Source organism: Burkholderia sp. Bp8998 (assembly GCF_003854235.1).
Lineage (GTDB): Bacteria > Pseudomonadota > Gammaproteobacteria > Burkholderiales > Burkholderiaceae > Burkholderia.
The window spans coordinates 53,485-71,647 of record NZ_QTQF01000041.1 but is presented as its reverse complement, the minus strand read 5'-3'; the positions used below and the strand labels follow the sequence as shown (position 1 = coordinate 71,647).

The following is an 18,163-nucleotide window of genomic DNA, read 5'->3' as shown; positions in this document are numbered from 1 at the left end:
AATGCCCGGCCGATCGCGCGCGCCGTGTCGGCGTCGAGCGTCTTGCCGACCACACCGCGAATGTCATATGCCTTGAAAATGGATTGGGAGATCATCGATTCTCTCTCGGTTGCATGCATGGAAAATAATCTGGCCGCCTTTCGCGCATGCCCGGCATCATACAGGCCGGCCTTGCGGAACAAGGAACGGGACGGCTGGAGCGGCCCCGATCCAACTTATAATCGCGGGTTTTGATGACGCGTATCCTGTCCATTTTAATGCCTAGCCGTTCCGCCGCCGCTACCCTGCCGCCTCCGGGCGCCCTGCCGGCCGCCTCACGCGCGCGCGGTTGCCCCGCATGCTGAAGCGATTCGGCAACCCGGACGTCGCGAAGGCCGTCGCGAATCTCGTCTGGCTGGGGCTCGAACGGCTCACCCAGATCGGCGTCGCGATCGCGATCAGCGGTCTTCTGGCCCGTTATTTCGGGCCGGACGTGTTCGGCAAATGGCAGTATGCGAATACGCTTCTCCTCGTACTGGCGCCGCTCACCTGGGTGTGCGGCGCCGAAATCCTGGTTCCGACCATCGTCCAGCGCCCGCCCGCGCAACTCGGCGCGGTGCTCGGCAGCGCATTCGCGCTGCGCATCGGCGTGTCCGCCGCCGCGCTCGTCGCGACCTGGATCGCGATCGGCGCCGGCGCGTTCGACCCGCTCGTCGGCGCGATGCTCGCGGGCCTCGCGGTCACGATGGTGTTCCGCGAACCGTTCGTCGGCGTGATCAACGCCTGGCTGCAGAGCCTGACCTACAGCAAGCCGCAGCTCGTGACCAGCATGGTCACCGCGCTGGCGAAGGCGTTGCTCGTCTGGCTGCTGGTCCGCGCGGCCGCCGGCCCCGCCCGCTTCGCGTGGCTGTGGGCGCTGGAGGCCGCCGTGATCGGCTTCGCGCTGCTGCTCTACTACCGCCATCGTAACGGCGGTGCGCTCGGCTGGACGTTCGACAAGCCGCTGTTCAGGCACTTTGCCACCGCCGGCACCGTGTTCTGGCTGGGCCTGATCTGCATGTACCTGTTCCTGAAGCTCGACCGCCTGATGCTCGAGCGTCACGTGTCGTTCGCCGACCTCGGCCGCTACTCGGCGGCCCAGCAGCTCAACGAGAACTGGATCACGCTCGCGCTGATGCTCGCGCAGACCATCGCGCCGGCGTTCGTGTACCGCGTGCAGGACGTCGCGCGGCTGCGCCGCAACATCGTCCGGCTGATCGCGATGACAGCCGGCCTGATGACGGCCGGCGCGCTGGTGCTGGACGCGGCCGCGCCGCTCATCGTCGGGAAGGTGTTCGGCCACGGCTACGAGGCGTCGGTCGACATCTTCCGCTGGGCCGTCTGGCTGTCCGTGCCCGCCGGCATCGAGGCGATAGGCAATCTTATCGTTCTCAAATATCAAGCAAAATTCGTGTTGCTGGCGAAATGGGTGCTCGCGCTCGCGATCGCCGCGCTCGTCAACGTAGTCGCCATCCCCCGGCTCGGCCTGTACGGCGCGCTCGTCGGGCTCGCGGCCGGCTATGTCGCCGCCGTCGCCGTTAATTTTTATTACATTCGTTTCAGGCTGCGCCCATGACGTCTCCCGATTGCCCGCCCCCGCTCGACGACGTGGCCGTGCTGATGCCAGCCTACAACGGACACGACGACGTCGTCCGCACCCTCGCGTCGTTTCGCGAGGACGCGCCGGTGCACGTGCTGATCGTCGACGACGGCAGCACGCCGCCGATCGCGGTGCCCGACCTGCCAGGCCTTGCGGTCGAGGTGTTGCGCATGCCGAAGAACGGCGGCATCGAGCGCGCGCTCGAGGCCGGTATCGACGCGCTCGCGGCGCGCGGCTTCCGCTATGCGGCCCGCATCGACGCCGGCGACCTCGCCGCGCCGCAGCGCCTCGCGAAGCAGCGCGCGTATCTCGATGCGCACCCGCGCGTGGCCTGCGTCGGCATGTGGACCCAGGTCGTGTCGCGCGCCGGCGAGCCGCGCTTCATGCTGACGCCGCCCGCCGACCCGCGCACGCTGCGCCGCACGCGCTTCCTGCGTTCGCCGCTCGTGCATCCGTCGGTCATGCTGCGCATCGACGCCGTGCGCGAAGTCGGCAACTATCGTGCGAAGTATCGTGCGGCCGAGGATCTCGATCTTTTTTTACGGTTAATGCAACGCTACGATTGCGCGAACCTGCCCGAGCTCGGCCTCTACTACGAGCTCAACGAGGGCGGGATCAGCGCGACCAAGCGCCGCCGCCAGCTGATATCGACGCTATCGCTGCTGCTGCGGCACTTCAACGTGCTGAACCCGTACGACTGGGCCGGCCTCGCCAAGAACCTGCTGCATTTCGTGACGCCGTACCGTACGCTGCAGCGGATCAAGCAGACGCTGTTCGCGGCGCGGCCGTCCGCGTAGCCCGTCCCCGGCAATTTCGACGCTTTATTTTTTCTTTTTTTCATGTCCGCTACCCGCTCGCTGCGCATCGCGCTCGTCTGCAACACGGCCTGGGCGATCTACACGTACCGCCACGGGCTGATCCGTGCGCTCGTCGCGCGCGGCGCCGAGGTCATCGTGATCGCGCCGCACGACCGCACGGTGCCGCTGCTCGAGCAGATGGGCTGCCGCTACGTCGCGCTCGCCGTCGCGTCGAAAGGCACGAGCCCGCGCGAGGATCTCGGCACGCTCGCCGCGCTGGTGCGCCATTACCGCGCGCTGAAGCCCGATCTCGTGTTCCATTACACGATCAAGCCGAACATCTACGGGTCGCTCGCCGCGTGGCTCGCGCGCGTGCCGTCGATCGCGGTCACCACCGGCCTCGGCTACGTGTTCATCCAGAAAAGCCGTGCGGCGAGCGTCGCGAAGCGCCTGTACCGGTTCGCGTTCCGCTTTCCGCGTGAAGTCTGGTTCCTGAACCGCGACGATCTCGCGACCTTCACCGACGAGCAATTGCTCGCGCACCCGGACCGCGCACGGCTGCTGCACGGCGAAGGCGTCGATCTCGACCAGTTCGCGCCGGTGCCGCTGCCCGCCGGCCGTGGCCCCGTGTTCATCCTGATCGGCCGGCTGCTGTGGGACAAGGGCGTGCGCGAATACGTCGAGGCCGCGCGCGTCGTGCGCGACCGCTACCCGGACGCGCGCTTCCAGCTGCTCGGGCCGCTCGGCGTCGACAATCCGAGCGCGATCGGCCGCGCGGACGTCGATGCGTGGGTCGGCGACGGCGTCGTCGAATATCTCGGCGAGGCGCACGACGTGCGCCCGCATATCGCGGCGGCCGACTGCGTCGTGCTGCCGTCGTACCGCGAGGGCGTGCCGCGCACGCTGATGGAAGCGTCCGCGATGGGCCGCCCGATCGTCGCGACCGACGTGCCGGGTTGCCGCGACGTCGTTGCCGACGGCGAAACCGGCTTCCTGTGCCGCGTGCGCGACAGCGCGAGCCTCGCGGAGCAGTTGATCCGCATGATCGAGCTCGGGACCGCCGGACGCGACGCGATGGGCGCGCGCGGCCGCCGCAAGGTCACCGCGGAATTCGACGAGCAGCAGGTCGTCGAACGCTACCGGCAGACCATTCACACATTGACCGGCATCACACTCTGAAGGAGCGCATCAGCATGACCGCTAAAGGCACCATCCTCGTTACCGGCGGTGCGGGCTACATCGGCTCGCACACGGCCGTCGAGCTGCTCGACAACGGCTACGATGTCGTGATCGTCGACAACCTCGTCAACAGCAAGGCCGAGTCCGTCCGGCGCATCGAGCGGATCACGGGCAAGACGCCCGCGTTCCACCAGGTCGACGTGTGCGACGAAGCCGCGCTCGCGAAGGTGTTCGACGCGCATCCGATCACGGGCACGATCCATTTCGCGGCGCTCAAGGCGGTCGGCGAATCGGTCGCGAAGCCGCTCGAGTACTACCAGAACAATCTCGGCGGGCTGCTCTCGGTGCTCAAGATCATGCGCGAGCGCAACGTCCGGCAGTTCGTGTTCAGCTCGTCGGCGACCGTGTACGGCGTGCCGGAGCGCTCGCCGATCGACGAATCGTTCCCGCTGTCCGCGACCAACCCGTACGGCCAGTCGAAGCTGATCGCCGAGCAGGTCCTGCGCGATCTCGAGGTATCGGACCCGTCGTGGCGCATCGCGACGCTGCGCTACTTCAACCCGGTCGGCGCGCATGCGAGCGGGCTCATCGGCGAGGATCCGGCCGGCATCCCGAACAACCTGATGCCGTACGTCGCGCAGGTCGCGGTCGGCAAGCTCGAGAAGCTGCGCGTGTTCGGCTCCGACTACCCGACGCCGGACGGCACCGGCGTGCGCGACTACATCCACGTCGTCGATCTCGCGAAGGGGCACATCGCCGCGCTCGACGCGCTCGCGAAGCGCGATGCGAGCTTCGTCGTGAACCTCGGCACGGGCCAGGGCTACAGCGTGCTGGAAGTCGTGCGCGCGTTCGAGAAGGCGTCGGGCCGCCCGGTGCCGTACGAACTCGTCGCGCGCCGCCCCGGCGACATCGCCGAGTGCTACGCGAATCCGCAGGCCGCGGCCGACCTCATCGGCTGGCGCGCGACGCTCGGGATCGAGGAGATGTGTGCCGACCATTGGAAATGGCAGGAGGGGAACCCCCGCGGTTTTGTATAATCCGCTGTCCATTTTTCGAGCGATCCCATGCTCAGCTTCGCGTCCGGCTTCATCGTCTCCCTGCTCGTCACGCTGTTCATCGTGCGCTATGCGCATCTGCACGAGAAATTCTCGATCGACAGCGATCTGGCCGGCGTGCAGAAATTCCACGTGCGGCCGGTGCCGCGCGTCGGGGGCATCGGGATCCTCGCCGGGGTCGTCATTGCCGCGCTGATCCTGTCCCGGCGCTATCCGACGATCGCCGGCAGCATTCTCGGGATCGTCGCCTGCGGGATGCCGGCGTTCCTGTCAGGCCTCGTCGAGGACCTGACCAAGCGCGTGTCGCCGCGCGCACGGTTGCTGTGCACCATGGGCGCGGCCGCGCTGGCGTTCTGGCTGCTGAACATCGCGGTCACGCGCATCAGCGTGCCGCCGCTCGACTTCCTGCTCCACTACGTTGCCATTTCGGCATTCATCACGGTGCTCGCGGTCGCGGCGCTGGCCAACGCGATCAACATCATCGACGGCTTCAACGGGCTCGCGTCGATGGTCAGCTTCATGATGTTCGCGTCGCTCGCGTATGTCGCATTCCACGTGGGCGACCCGGTCGTGATGTCCGCGTCGATCATCATGATGGGCGCCGTGCTCGGCTTCTTCCTGTGGAATTTCCCCGCCGGGCTGATCTTCCTCGGCGACGGCGGCGCGTATTTCATCGGCTTCATGCTCGCCGAGCTCGCGATCATGCTGGTGATGCGCAATCGCGAAGTGTCGGCGTGGTATCCGGTGCTGCTGTTCATGTATCCGATCTTCGAGACGTGCTTCTCGATTTATCGGAAGAAGTTCATCCGCGGGATGTCGCCGGGGATTCCGGACGGCGTGCACCTGCACATGCTCGTGTACAAGCGGCTGATGCGCTGGGCCGTCGGGACGAAGCATGCGCATGATTTGACGCGACGGAATTCGCTGACGTCGCCGTATCTGTGGCTGCTGTGCCTCGTCGCGGTGATTCCGGCGACGCTGTTCTGGCGGCATACGGTGCACCTGTTCGCGTTCGTCGTGCTGTTCGCGCTGACCTATGTGTGGCTCTACATCAGCATCGTGCGGTTCAAGGCGCCGCGGTGGATGGTGGTGAGGAAGGAAAAGCGCGGGCATTGAGCCCGATGGTCACCCGAACGAAAAAAGCGCCCCGCGGGGCGCTTTTTTCATGCTCAGGCTAACGCCGGCGGCGCCCGCAGGCGCTCACTCATTGGATACGGCTCGCGCCATCGGTACACTCTGCAGCACCGGGGCAACGGTCGTCTGATATTCCGGCACCCAGCGCCGCAGGTCGCGCCGCACCTCGTCGTCGGTCAGCACACGGTGCTGCATCAGCCATGGCAGCAGTTCATCAAGCAGATGGTCCGGCACTTCGCGCGCGCGTGCGATCCGCAGCTTCGGATGCGGCGTACGCGTGGTCGTCTCGTCGTCCGCGAGCAGTTCCTCGTAAAGCTTTTCGCCAGGCCGCAGTCCCGTGAATTCGATCCGGATCTGCCCTTCCGAGAAACCGTAGAGACGAATCAGGTCGCGCGCGAGATCGACGATCTTGACCGGTTCGCCCATGTCGAGAATGAAGATTTCGCCGCCGCGCCCCATGCTCGATGCCTGCAGCACGAGCTGCGACGCCTCTGGAATTGTCATGAAGAAGCGCGTGATCTCGGGATGCGTGACCGTCACCGGCCCGCCCTTCGCGATCTGCTGCTGAAATTTCGGAATCACGCTGCCTGCGCTGCCGAGCACATTGCCGAAGCGCACGGTCTCGAACTGCGTGCCGTCGCTCGTCTGCTGCAGCGCCTGACACGCCATCTCGGCGAGTCGCTTGCTCGCCCCCATCACGTTGGTCGGATTGACCGCCTTGTCGGTCGAGATCAGCACGAAATGGCGCACGTTGTGGCGGATCGCCGAGCGCGCGACGCGGTACGTGCCCAGCACGTTGTTGCGCAGCGCCTGCCACGCGTTGTGCTCCTCCATCAGCGGCACGTGCTTGTACGCGGCCGCGTGGAAGACGATATGCGGCGCATGGCGCGACATCACCTGATCGAGCAACAGCGAATCCTTCGCGTCGCCGATGATCGGCAGGATGGGCTGGTCGGGAAAACGCTCGCGCAATTCCTCGGCGAGGCGGTACATCGCATATTCGGAGAGATCGAACGCGACCAGTTGCGCCGGCTTGAAGCGGAGAATCTGCCGGCACAGCTCGGAACCGATCGAGCCGCCCGCCCCCGTCACCATCACGACGCGACCGCGCAGCAGCGCTTCGACGTGCGGCGTGTCGATCGTCACGGCATCGCGGCCGAGCAAGTCCTCGAGGTCGATGTTCCGCACCTGCGACAGGAACCCTTGCCCCGGCATCAGTGCGGTCAGCGATGGCAGCACCATCGCCTTGATGCCGGCGCGCACGCACAGCGTCGCGACGCGGCGCTGTGTCTCGACGGACGCCGATGGAATCGCGATGATCGCGTATTCGACCTTCATCGCGTCGGTCCAGTGCTTCAGGTCGTTGAACGAGCCGAGCACTTTGTAGCCGTAAACCTCGCGCCCCTGTTTCGTGACGTCATCGTCGAGCAGACCGACCAGTCGCCACTCCCCAGAGCGCGACAGTTCGCGCGCGAGGCTCGCGCCGGCCGTGCCGGCGCCGAGCACCAGCACCGGCTTGCCCTGGCCGACGAGGCCGCCGTACAGGTAGAACTCCTTCGTCGCGCGATACAGCGCGCGGGCGCCGCCCATCGCGAGGAACAGCATCAGCGGCGACACGAGCAGCACCGAGCGGGGAATGATCGGCGACGGCTGGAACATCACGGCGCCGATCATCACGATCACGCCGCCGCCGACAACCGCCTTCGAGATCCGCATCAGGTCGGGAAGACTCGCGAATACCCACAGGCCACGATAAAGACCAAATGCGCGAAACATCAGCCCGTAGACGGGCAGCGCCCAGACAAGCGCCTTCAGCGCACCGCCGAGGAATTCCGGCGGGACGCTACCGTTGAAACGAACGAGATAAGCCAACAACCACGAGGCGGCGACCGCCGTCAGGTCAAACAGGAAAGCACTCAGTGACAACCACGATGCTTTGGAGCGCAACATCGGCGGGAAACCTCAAGAGTTATTTTCGGCGGCCGACTGAAACCGGCGCCAGCGCATGTCGATGGCCAGTCCGATACATGCCAGGACGCCGTACCACACGAAGAACGACAGCCACTGCTGCAGTTCCGGGCGGCCCTTTGCCCACACGGCGACGATTATGCCCGCGAGCATGATGAGGTACCAATAAAGAGCGGTCCGGCGGTGACCTACGCCCGCTCGGACCATCCTTTGATAATAATGCTCCCGGTGCGCCTGCCAGAACTTTTCGCCACGTAACAGTCGTCTCAAAAGTGTTACAGATGCATCCGCAATAAAGGGCGCGAACACCAGCGCCGGGAACCAGATCGGCCAGACGCCGACTCGCCAGCCCCAATAACCGAGCGCACCGGCCAGGAATCCAAGCGGAATCGAACCCGCATCGCCGAGAAACAGCCGCGCCGGATGGAAATTGAGCAGCAGGAAGCCGAACGCGGCGCCGGCGACAGCCGAGCCGGCCACGGCCAGATCAGGCGACGGCGTCGCGCCAGTCAGCGCCGCGATCGCGTACGCGCCAAAGCCGAACAGCGCCATACCGCCCGCGAGGCCGTCGGCGCCGTCCATGAAGTTGTACAGGTTCGTCAGCCAGACCATCACGAAACCGACGCCCGCCAGCAGCCACCACGGCGCGTCTGCCGGAAACACGACGATCAGCGCGACGACCGCCGCGAGATGTGCCGAGAACCGCACGCGTGCCGGCAGCCCGCGCCGGTCGTCGATCTGGGACATCGCGGCGAGCCCGGCGGCGCCGATAGCGATCAGCCACAAGTGCGGCGCGAGCGCGAGCAGCGCGACGATGCATACCGGCACGATGCCCCATCCGCCGACGCGCGGCGTCGGCAGCGTATGGAGCGAACGGTCGTTCGGAATGTCGGTGGCGAGGCGCCACGCGAGGCCGGTCGCGAGCAGCACGCGCAGGATGGCCGTCGACGCGATGGCAGCGGCCAGCGCCACCGCGGCCGCACCGGGCCACGTGGATAACGGGAAAGGCATGTTGGCTATTGTTGTGTATTGCGCGAACGATACCACGCGGCGGTCGCTTCGAGGCCTTCGCGTGTCGTATAGGGCGGATGCCAATCGAGCACGCGCGTGATCCGGCCCGTATCGAGCTGGAGGCTGCCGGTCAGGCGGTCGATCGCCGCGCGGCGGCCGGTCAGTGCGCCGAGCACCCGCAGCACGGCGGAGGGGACGGCAATCAGGCGCGCCGGCTTGCCAAGCGCGTCGCCGACCAGGCGCAACAGGCCCGTGACCGACGGTGCGTCGTCGTCGGCGACGTGGAAGCATTCGCCGGCCGCGCGCGGATCGATCGCGCATCGCAGCAGTGCGTCGGCAAGGTTGCCGACGTAGACGATGCTGCGGCGTGCCGGGATGGCACCGAGCGGCAGCGGCATCCCGCGCGCAACCGCGTCCATCATTCGCAGGAAGTTGGCGCGGACGGTCGGACCGTAGACCAGCGGCGGCCGAACGACCACGACGTCGAGCCCGTTCGACGCACCGAACTGTGCAAGCTGCTGCTCCGCGCGCAGCTTCGAGCGGCCGTACGCATCCTGCGGATCGGGGCGCGCGGCTTCCGACAACGGCACCCCGCCATCGCTCTCGCCAACCGCCTTGATGCTGCTCGCGTAGACGATGCGGCGCACGCCGTGATGGCGCGCGGCTGCGGCGAGGCGCAGCGTGCCGGCGACGTTGGTCGCGTCGAATGCTGCGTCGGGATCGGGCGACTCGTCGCGCATCACGTGCACGCGGGCGGCGAGATGGATCACGCAGTCCGCAGCCAGATCGGCTGGCCAGCCTGCATCCAGGCCTTCGAAATCGGCAGCGTCGTGCACCCATTCGCGCACGCCGGTAATGCATCCGCCCGGACGCCTTACCAGGGCGGTGACGGTATGCCCGGCGTCCAGCGCGCGGCGGCAGACCGCGCGGCCGACGAAGCCGTTCGCGCCAGTGACGACGAGATGGCTCACCACAGCCTCCAGCCGAAACGGTTGTAGAACTTGAAGGCCGACGCGGCGAACATGCGGATGTGCGCGAAGCCCTTGCGGGACGCGCCGCCGCCGTGATGGATCACGCGGACCGACGGGACGTAGGCGACGCGGGCGACGTCGTGCGTACGCAGGCTGAGATCGTAGTCTTCAAAGTACAGGAAGTAGCGCGGGTCGAAGCCTCCCAGCTTCTTCAGCACTTCGGTGCGGAACAGCATGAAGCAGCCGCTGACGATGGGGGGGTCCCAGACGATGTCGTGGTCGTTGATGACGTCGCGCATTTCGTAGCGGGCGAGACGCAGCGCAAAAAAACGGCGCAAGCGTACGGGCAGAAAGCCGCGCGCGAACAAGTCGATCGCCGACGGATAGCGCCGACACAGATACTGTTGCCCGCCCGCGTCATCACCTATCCACGGCGTCAGCAAGCCGACCTCCGGATTCGCCTCGCAGAAATCGCAAGCAGCAGCTAGTGCTGCGGTATCGAGATCGATATCCGGATTCAATATCAAATGGTGACGACTTGTGGCCTGCGCGATTGCAAGGTTATGTCCGCGACCATAGCCAACGTTACCGTGCCCCGTCAGCACCCGGTACGGCACGCCCAGAGATTCCAGCTTGGTTTTCACCGCGTGCATGGTTTCTAGGCCGCCATTGTCGACCATGAACAATTCGATCGATATGCCGGGCCAGATCGCTCGCAATCGCCCGCACGCCGCGCCGACGCTACCGAGCGTCTGCATCAGTGCCACATGATCCGGACGATACACAACTATGGATATCGACAAGCTATCGAGCGGCTTGGGTGACACGATCGCGTCATTCATGTGCATATGGTCCCGCGAATGCTGAGCAGCACTATCAAATGTTGGTTGCCTGTCACGAAAATTTTTGAGTTTGCTCAGTTTTGCAAGATCGGGCAAGTATGCCCTGATGCTTGTCGTCCATTGCTGCCAAAGTCGCATTTACTGCGAGAATCAGCAACCGGATAGCCATCGCTCACCACCGCCGCCCGCAGGGCAGATTCGATGCAAGACAGACCACTCGTTGTCGACCTGGATGATACCCTCATTCGTTCGAACATCGTGATCGAGCCGCGGGTTGGGTCCGCGGCGGCAAGCCGTGAGTAAAGCCCGGCTCGCGGATGCAACTGTCAAGTCCGTGACCAGCTCACGGCGCCGAGAAGGCTTCAGAGCTTTTTTAACAGCACGTTCTGCCTCATGGCCTTGTCCAACAATAAGTCAGCCACGAGCCGCTTGCGCATCGTGTTCCCGTCTTCAGGCTGCGTCAGCAGTTCCGAAGGCGACAGCCCACTACATTTCGTTCGCCACTTGCGACATATCTTCGCGACCGGTGTACCCAGCTGTAAAACACAACAAAGAATCTACCCGTTAATACATAATCGAGAATGCTATTATTTTTATGATTTTAAAGATTTATATACCGACAAATATCATTTCATTTTTTACTCAAGCGCAATCGTAGGCAATAACTGCGTCGATCCGTCGAAGGGTCGGATTCGGTATGGTGCGTTCGAGGTGACCACGGCCAACTCCACGCTTCTCGAGCGCGGCACTCCAGCATCCCGAATGTCTGTCTCGAAATCAGTGCATCGTAAGCCACCGGCGCTGGAGGCCTTGGAACGGCAGTGCTATGATGCCAATCGCTTCCTCTCCCGAACCGAAAAATGCCTCCTTCAAAGCTTGGCTTTATCGACGCGTTACGCGGTCTTGCTGCGCTGTACGTCCTGCTTTATCACTTCACCCCGATCACGACACCGCAGGCGACGGCGCCGCTCTGGATTGCCCCCTTCACCGGACTCGGCGGATCGGGGGTAACCCTATTCTTCGTGGTCAGCGCATTCACACTCTGCCTGTCGATGGATGCGCGCCGACAGGATGAAGCGACGCCGCTGGTCAATTACTATTTGCGGCGCTTTTTTCGCATCGCACCCCTGTTTTATGTCTGGATCATATTGTATTGCATCCGAGACAAGATTATTTTCGATGCAACCCATCCCTTTTCGGAAATTGCCCGGAGCGTGTTTTTCGTATTTAATCTATCGCCAGGCCACGAACAAGGTTTTGTATGGGCAAGCTGGACGCTCGGCGTCGAAATGCTGTTTTACATTTTCTTCCCTGCAATCTTTCAGCGCGCCGGTAATATCGGACGCGCGCTGGCCTTTTACTTCTGTACGCTGCTAATGCGTGCGCTGTGGCATGCCACGGTACCCCACCTTGTCGCGGACCAAGCCACCGCAGCAACGTATTACAATTTTAGCCTCCTGCATCATTTGCCGACATTCGCATTGGGCATCGTCGCCTATCGCGCGTATAGGCTCCTTGACGTCGAACGCGTCCGGCGCTTCGGTGGAGGCGAGTTGCTGACGACCGCCGCTATCGCCTCTCTGCTCGGATTGGCATACGGGCTGGTCCAGATCGACATGTTCGACGGACTAACGCTTCAGGCTGTCATCTACGGTACGCTGTTGATCGGCCTCGCAATCAAGGCCCCGGTAATCCTGGTCAATCGTGTTACGCGCTTTTACGGCAAGATCAGCTACTCCGTCTACTTGAGCCACGCTACGACCATCTTCCTCATGTCGAAGCTGTTCACCGCCATTTATTCGCACTTTGCTTATGTGACGGTCGCATACTTTTTGTCGATCGCGACAGCGCTGGCGGCGGTTACCTTGGTGTCGTCGCTCACCTACCGCTTCGTCGAAACGCCAGGCAACAACCTCGGCAAGGCAGCCATCAGAGCGATCCAGCGCTGGCGCACAAGCAATCTGGCGACATAAATCCGATCACTGCCGTCAGCATGGCTACTCGCCGCGTCCAGTGGCAAATTCCAGGCGCCGTTATGTCCGACGCCCCATTGCGATATCGCTGGAATTCCGGCGCCGGGAAGAAGGGCGGGCACGCACGCCGATCTGTTATGGAAATCCTGGACAGAAATGAGTGTTAGTGTTTCGGAGCGAGTTTCCCAATGTGAACGGGAGGTTGGCGACGAAACGCAAACAGTACTCGGTGGAGCAGATCGTGGCGGCGCTCAAGCAGGCTGAGCTGGGCATGCCGGTGCCGGATCAGGTCCGCCACAGGTATGCCCAGCTCATCCAGGATTTCTATTGCAGATCACCCGCCCCCTCTTTAGAGCCGCGCTACTCCTTCATCTCATCAATCACGCACGCATCCACATCGAACTGGGAACAAAGCTCCAGCGCATATCGATCCGCGATTTCGACGATGGAAGCATCGACCATATGATGTCGGCGCACCCATAGCTGAACCGTTCGAATCTCCTTGAGCAGCGCCTGCGCATCACCACCGATGGTTACGCTGGCGGCGTGCCGGCGATGAAGGTTGTGCGACTCAGGGACGAACGCGACCCTGCCGCGATCCATCACTCGCAGATACACCATCCAGTCGCCCGCGACACGAAACTGTCGAATGTCCTCGAAGTGGCGCTCAAGCACATCCTTGAGGATCCCTCGCCGGAACACGACCGCACTGACGTTGGGGATGGTGTTCTTGACAGCAAGCGCTTCGGATATTTCCCGCTCGCCGTCGTCGATATACGCCTTGGTCCATTTCGCGGCGGAGATGTCCGCCACGTAGTCGCGATAGTGTTCGCAGATGATCTCGCCCGTTTCAGCCATCTGCTTCGATTCGCAGTAACTCAGCACTGTTTGTTCATCGTCGAACCCACTCACGACGGTCGCGAGAAACTCCGGCTGTGACAAATCATCCGCTTCGGCAATCCACACGAAATCGCCTCTCGCGAATTCGACGCCTCGTTTCCATTGGGCAAACACCGACCCCGAGTTCACACTATTCACGAACAGGCGATTGTCAACGCTCTGATTCGCCAAGTGCTCGCGAATCACGGGCACGCTCCCATCCGACGAATTGTCGTCAAGCACGATCAGTTCATAGATTGGATACGTCTGTTTGAGGACCGAATCCAATCTCTCGCCAATATAGCGTTCGTAGTTATAGTTGGGAACAACGACAGAGACGCGCTTGAATCCGCAGTTCAGCATGTCGAGGAGGTCATACACGTAGTGGCGGAACGAAAATTCGTCCGCCACGATTCGTGCCCCCTTCGAACCGAGGTCCTGCGTAAGCTTCGGAGACTCGATCAGATTGCGCAGCGCTGCAGCGAAAGCGCCAGCATCTTCGAATGGGACAACCACACCGCCGCCTCGCTTCAGCAGTTCGCAACTGCCACTCGCTCCGTCGAACGCAACGACAGGCACCCCCACTTCCAACGCCTCGAGCACAACGGACGGAAACGGATCCTCACGCGACGTCAACGCGAGCACATCCGCGCCGGCATAATAAAGATCGGTATCGGCATCAAGTCCTATGAACACAACCTTGTGTTGCAGACTGTGTTCCAAAACGATCTCATCAGCCGCGGCCTTTGCTTCGCTCTCCCAATGGCCTACCCACACGAAATAGGTATCGTCTCGATCGGCGAGATTCGCTGCCGCCTGCGCATACAGGTCGATCCCTTTACGGAAGTCGGCATAACCCACGCCTAGCACGATCTTCGCGTCGCCCGGAAGATGGAGACGTTCGCGCAACGCGGAACGCGCGCGCGCGACATCGCCTCGCATCTGATTGCGTTTGTACAGCCCTTGCGGACGCACACGAATCTGCTGCTCGTCGAGGGCGGAAAACTCCATGAACGAGCGCTGCACCATTTCGGCAGGAAAAACGACTGCTCGCGCGTGCCGCGATATCTCCGCCGCGTGACGTTCGAGCCCGTACTTGGCCAACATGCCCTGAAGTTCGTGGACGAGCGCGATGCAATTCACGCCGGCGCGCGACAAAGCCCCTGCAAACAGCCCCGATACGGTCGTATTGCAGATCGCAGCGCTAAAACCTCGCTGTACCAACTTGTCGATCAGCGCCTGCGCCGCTTCGCCCTCGGGATCGACACCGGCCAGGTCGTGAACGGTTCCCCAACGCTCGAACTCCGACTTCAGCGGCCCCTCGCCAAGCAACACGGTCTCCACGTCGACGCCGAACTCCACAGCCAGCGTCTTGACCAGATTGAGCGCGAGAAACTGTGCGCCGTGCGCGTAGGCATCGTGAGAAACGACCAGGACACGACGCGCACTGCCAGCCGTACTTGCGCGCGAAAGTGCATTGTTAGTGGCTTGCAGCCAGGCATAGCCGTACCGACGATCCGGTTCGAGGTGTGCCCCCTCTGCCCACTCGTTCCACGCATTGATGAAGACAAGACGCTCATCCGGGTTCCCGATCCGCCGCACGGTATCAGTAGCTGCGTTGCATAGCCACTCCTCGTACAACTTCGGTGTCGAGCCGACAAATACGGTTCCGCGCCCGGGCTTGCGAGCCTCGTTGTCCCACGATGGCGTCACACCGCGGAACAAGCGGTACTCGGTATCCTGATACGATCGGCTGCGCTCCAGATAATGTGTCCAGTCCAGGATATGGCCGGCGTAACCCCCGTTGATCAACGTAACGCTATCTGCCTTCGACGGCGGTTGACTGTTGTTCGGCGGGAATTCGATGGCCGCATCGAATCCGTATTCACGTGGATCCACCCTTTCGAACGACTGCGTATAAGCGAGATACAGCTCGCCGAGACCATTTGCTCTAGCCCACTCGCGCCAGCGCGCAACGGTGGCGAGCGCATCGGGAAGCAGATTCGGGCGATACACCAGCAGCAGTGGGCGGCCGTCGATGCGAATGTAACGGGCGTCGCGCATGTACTGAGCGACATGTTCGATAAACGCGAGATCGTCCTCGGGCGAGTGATGCTGCGAAATCAGCAATTCTTGATCCAGGCCGTCCCAGCGACGCGTCCAGTTCTCGTTTGCCCAGCACAGGCAAAACGGCAGGTCGAATTCACGATGTTCAAGATACTGGCGTATCGGAGCTTCCATCAAGCGCTTGCCGCCAAACCAGTAGAAGTAGAAGCAGAACCCGCCCAACCCTGCCGCTTTCGCGAGTTCGACCTGACGGCGTTGCACGTCGGGGATCCGGAGATCGTAGAAGCCGAGCTCGCCGGGCAAGTGCGGCTGATAATGCCCAGCGAACTGGGGCACGGCGCGCGTTACGTTCGTCCACTCGGTGAAGCCGCGCCCCCACCATTCGTCGTTCTCCGGGAACGGATGGAATTGCGGCAAGTAGAAGGCGATAGCCTTCACTGGCACCTTTCGCGGCGCCGTCGGCGGAAATGACTGATAGTCCTGCGACGGGCTTACCGCCATGACCGGCAGAAGCTGCGCCGCGAGATTCACTTCATCAGCCTTCGGTTCAGGCTCAACGAACGATGACGCCGACGCTGCCGCAGCATGCTCCTGGACTGGCACGGCTACGACCTCACCACGCAACCGGCTACGCAGCGCCGCCCAGTCCTGATACGCGCGCGTATGCGCAAACACGCCCGGAAACCCCCTGAAAAAGAGCCCCTTTACCTTTCGCTTGAAGAAATGAGGAACCGGGAGTCGCCGATAGAGCACCTTGCCCGCCGAGCGGATCGCCGCAGCACGCTCGGCGCCCCCGACCGACAGGCGCTTTGCAAAGCGAAGCGGCTTCGTGATGCGCCACGACGTGCTGGCAAACAGCGCATTGATGTATTCATCGCGTTGTCTTACACGCGCATCGGCATCGGCGGCCGCGGTGCGGAGAAGCTCGCCGCGCCGCCGCAACTCGTCAACGGCGCGATGGTGCTCGTTTGAAATTCGCTCGCGTTCGCGCTCGAGGCCGAGCACATTCTCGGACAGAACCGCTGCGCATTTTTCTTTCTCTTCGAGTTCCGTCTCGAGACGTTCGCGAATCACTCGTTCCGTCTCGAGGCGATCCGTCATGGGCGCAAGTTCGCGCTCGAGGTGGAGCACATTCTCGGACAGGATCGCAGCGCATTTTTCTTTCTCTTCGAGTTCCGCCTCGAGACGTTCGCGGATAACCCGTTCCGTCTCGAGGCGATCCGTCATGCGCGCAAGCCCCCTCAGCGCGTCGTCGATATCGACCTCGCCGACGGCATTCCCGGACGTCACTGTGTCGCCGGTGGTTTCCCCAACACCACTTTCCTGTATCGCTCCCCTAATATGCGTTTTCAGTTTCTTCAACTGTTCGTCCGATCGGATCGCAAGATCCGCGATCGCACCGGCCTCCGCACGCACCGAAAGGCGGAGCGATAACGCGCAACCATTCGTCAGTTTTTGCAATACATGATCCGGCGCCGGCAACTCAAACCATGGATCGTCACCCGGGACGACGAGCTTTATCGGCCAACCTTCGTCAAGGACGAACGCGCCCGACACCTCCGGTTTCCCGGCAAAATCGCTGCGCCATGTCCAAAGAACATGCCCGTCGGGATCGACAAGCTGGACATCGATCAGATCGACAACGCCAGGGCGATCGGTCACGTCGATACGCAGCTTCCGCACATTGAGCGCCGCTGCCGGCTCGCGCAATTCAAGATGCGCGACGCGCTCGTTCCCGTCTCCAAGCACATAACACCCCATGGCATGGCGCTCGGACCACGACTCGTCCGTATCCGTCTGCCAGTACACCTTACATTCGACTCGGCCACTCTGGGTCTTCGAAATCGCCTCGCCGGCCACGTTGGCAACCTCGTACATCGTCACGTCGAGACTTGGAAGCTTGACGTCCGATGCCAGCGCAACGAAGTAGAGCGGCCGAGCAATACCGGTATGCTCTTCGTCGCCCGTCATATCGTCCCGCTGCAACGTACGCATTGGCGCTTCGCGCAACTCGAGCGCAGCGAGGACTGATCCCGTCATCACCCGCTGGCCGTAAAGCGCAACTTGTGAGAACTGTGAACGCAAGAGAGACTCGAACTCGTCCAGATAGAGTTCCTTGACATGCCACGGGTTTGAGTATCCCGGTACATCGGAGTACTCGTACTTGTTCGGACTCGAAATGATGACGAAACCGTCGGGGCGCAGTACCCGCTTAATCTCGCGCATCATCGCCTCGTGCTGATCGTGATGTTCGATCGTTTCGAAGCTCACAACCATGTCGACGCTTGCATCGGCCAGCGGAATGTCAGCGGCTGACCCGACGACGAACGCCAGGTTATCCGCCGCGCGACCATACGCGGATTGCGCGTGATGAATCGCGTCGCCACTGATGTCGACACCTACGACGGACGCCGCGGTTCGAGACAGCGCAAATGACCCATACCCTTCGCCACACGCGATGTCGAGCACACGCAGCCCCGACGCGAGCTTGCGCGCAACGAGATACCGATGCATGTGCTCCACTTCGATCTGAGCCGACATGCCGGGAATATAGCGTTCACCATCCCAGACAAGATCGTCGTTCTGATCTGACGTCATTTCGGACTCGCGGCTTGGCGATGACGATGCATGCTCGGAAATCTTCAAATATTCGTTGGCCATAGTAATCT

At 62.7% G+C, this 18,163-nt stretch carries 11 protein-coding genes and 1 pseudogene; 6 read left to right on the top strand and 6 right to left on the bottom strand.

The window, feature by feature from the left end:
• Positions 1-337: 337 nt before the first annotated feature.
• Genes DIE06_RS30790 through DIE06_RS30770 form a run of 5 tightly spaced genes read left to right on the top strand, consistent with a single transcriptional unit; the run spans position 338 to position 5,765 of the window.
• On the top strand, positions 338-1,594 hold the full coding sequence (locus tag DIE06_RS30790) for an oligosaccharide flippase family protein (protein WP_124664651.1): 1,257 nt from the start codon (positions 338-340) through the stop codon (positions 1,592-1,594).
• Positions 1,591-2,415: a glycosyltransferase gene (locus tag DIE06_RS30785; protein WP_124664650.1), complete on the top strand. Its 825-nt coding sequence runs from the start codon at positions 1,591-1,593 to the stop codon at positions 2,413-2,415. The genes DIE06_RS30790 and DIE06_RS30785 overlap by 4 nt, the downstream gene beginning before the upstream one ends.
• Before the next feature lie 42 nt (positions 2,416-2,457).
• Positions 2,458-3,594: a glycosyltransferase family 4 protein gene (locus DIE06_RS30780; protein WP_124664649.1), complete on the top strand. Its 1,137-nt coding sequence runs from the start codon at positions 2,458-2,460 to the stop codon at positions 3,592-3,594.
• Positions 3,595-3,608: 14 nt separating this feature from the next.
• A complete protein-coding gene (galE, locus tag DIE06_RS30775; RefSeq protein ID WP_124664648.1) occupies positions 3,609-4,631 on the top strand; it encodes a UDP-glucose 4-epimerase GalE in 1,023 nt (340 codons plus the stop codon).
• Positions 4,632-4,658: 27 nt separating this feature from the next.
• Positions 4,659-5,765, top strand: coding sequence for a glycosyltransferase (locus DIE06_RS30770; protein ID WP_124664647.1), 1,107 nt, complete (start codon positions 4,659-4,661; stop codon positions 5,763-5,765).
• An 84-nt stretch (positions 5,766-5,849) separates the two neighbouring features.
• Here DIE06_RS30770 and DIE06_RS30765 read toward each other — a convergent pair whose 3' ends face one another.
• The 5 genes and pseudogenes from DIE06_RS30765 to DIE06_RS30745 all read right to left on the bottom strand — a co-directional run.
• Positions 5,850-7,733: a nucleoside-diphosphate sugar epimerase/dehydratase gene (locus DIE06_RS30765; RefSeq protein ID WP_124664646.1), complete on the bottom strand. Its 1,884-nt coding sequence runs from the start codon at positions 7,731-7,733 to the stop codon at positions 5,850-5,852.
• A 12-nt stretch (positions 7,734-7,745) separates the two neighbouring features.
• Complete coding sequence (locus DIE06_RS30760; RefSeq protein ID WP_124664645.1) at positions 7,746-8,762, bottom strand: glycosyltransferase family 4 protein; 1,017 nt, start codon at positions 8,760-8,762, stop codon at positions 7,746-7,748.
• A 5-nt stretch (positions 8,763-8,767) separates the two neighbouring features.
• Positions 8,768-9,733, bottom strand: coding sequence for an SDR family oxidoreductase (locus DIE06_RS30755; RefSeq protein WP_124664644.1), 966 nt, complete (start codon positions 9,731-9,733; stop codon positions 8,768-8,770).
• The gene (locus tag DIE06_RS30750; protein WP_124664643.1) at positions 9,730-10,575 is read right to left on the bottom strand and encodes a glycosyltransferase; all 846 of its coding nucleotides are present in this window, start codon (positions 10,573-10,575) and stop codon (positions 9,730-9,732) included. Before DIE06_RS30750 ends, DIE06_RS30755 begins: the two co-directional genes overlap by 4 nt.
• A 327-nt stretch (positions 10,576-10,902) precedes the next feature.
• Positions 10,903-11,132: pseudogene (locus DIE06_RS30745) on the bottom strand (IS3 family transposase); the annotation flags it as partial.
• Between the two features lie 303 nt (positions 11,133-11,435).
• Between DIE06_RS30745 and DIE06_RS30740 the strand changes: the two are divergent.
• A complete protein-coding gene (locus tag DIE06_RS30740; protein ID WP_124664642.1) occupies positions 11,436-12,548 on the top strand; it encodes an acyltransferase in 1,113 nt (370 codons plus the stop codon).
• Between the two features lie 360 nt (positions 12,549-12,908).
• On the opposite strand, the gene DIE06_RS30730 is transcribed toward DIE06_RS30740, so the two are convergent.
• Positions 12,909-18,155, bottom strand: a complete 5,247-nt coding sequence (locus DIE06_RS30730) for a glycoside hydrolase family 99-like domain-containing protein (RefSeq protein WP_260433821.1) — start codon at positions 18,153-18,155, stop codon at positions 12,909-12,911.
• Positions 18,156-18,163: the final 8 nt, after the last annotated feature.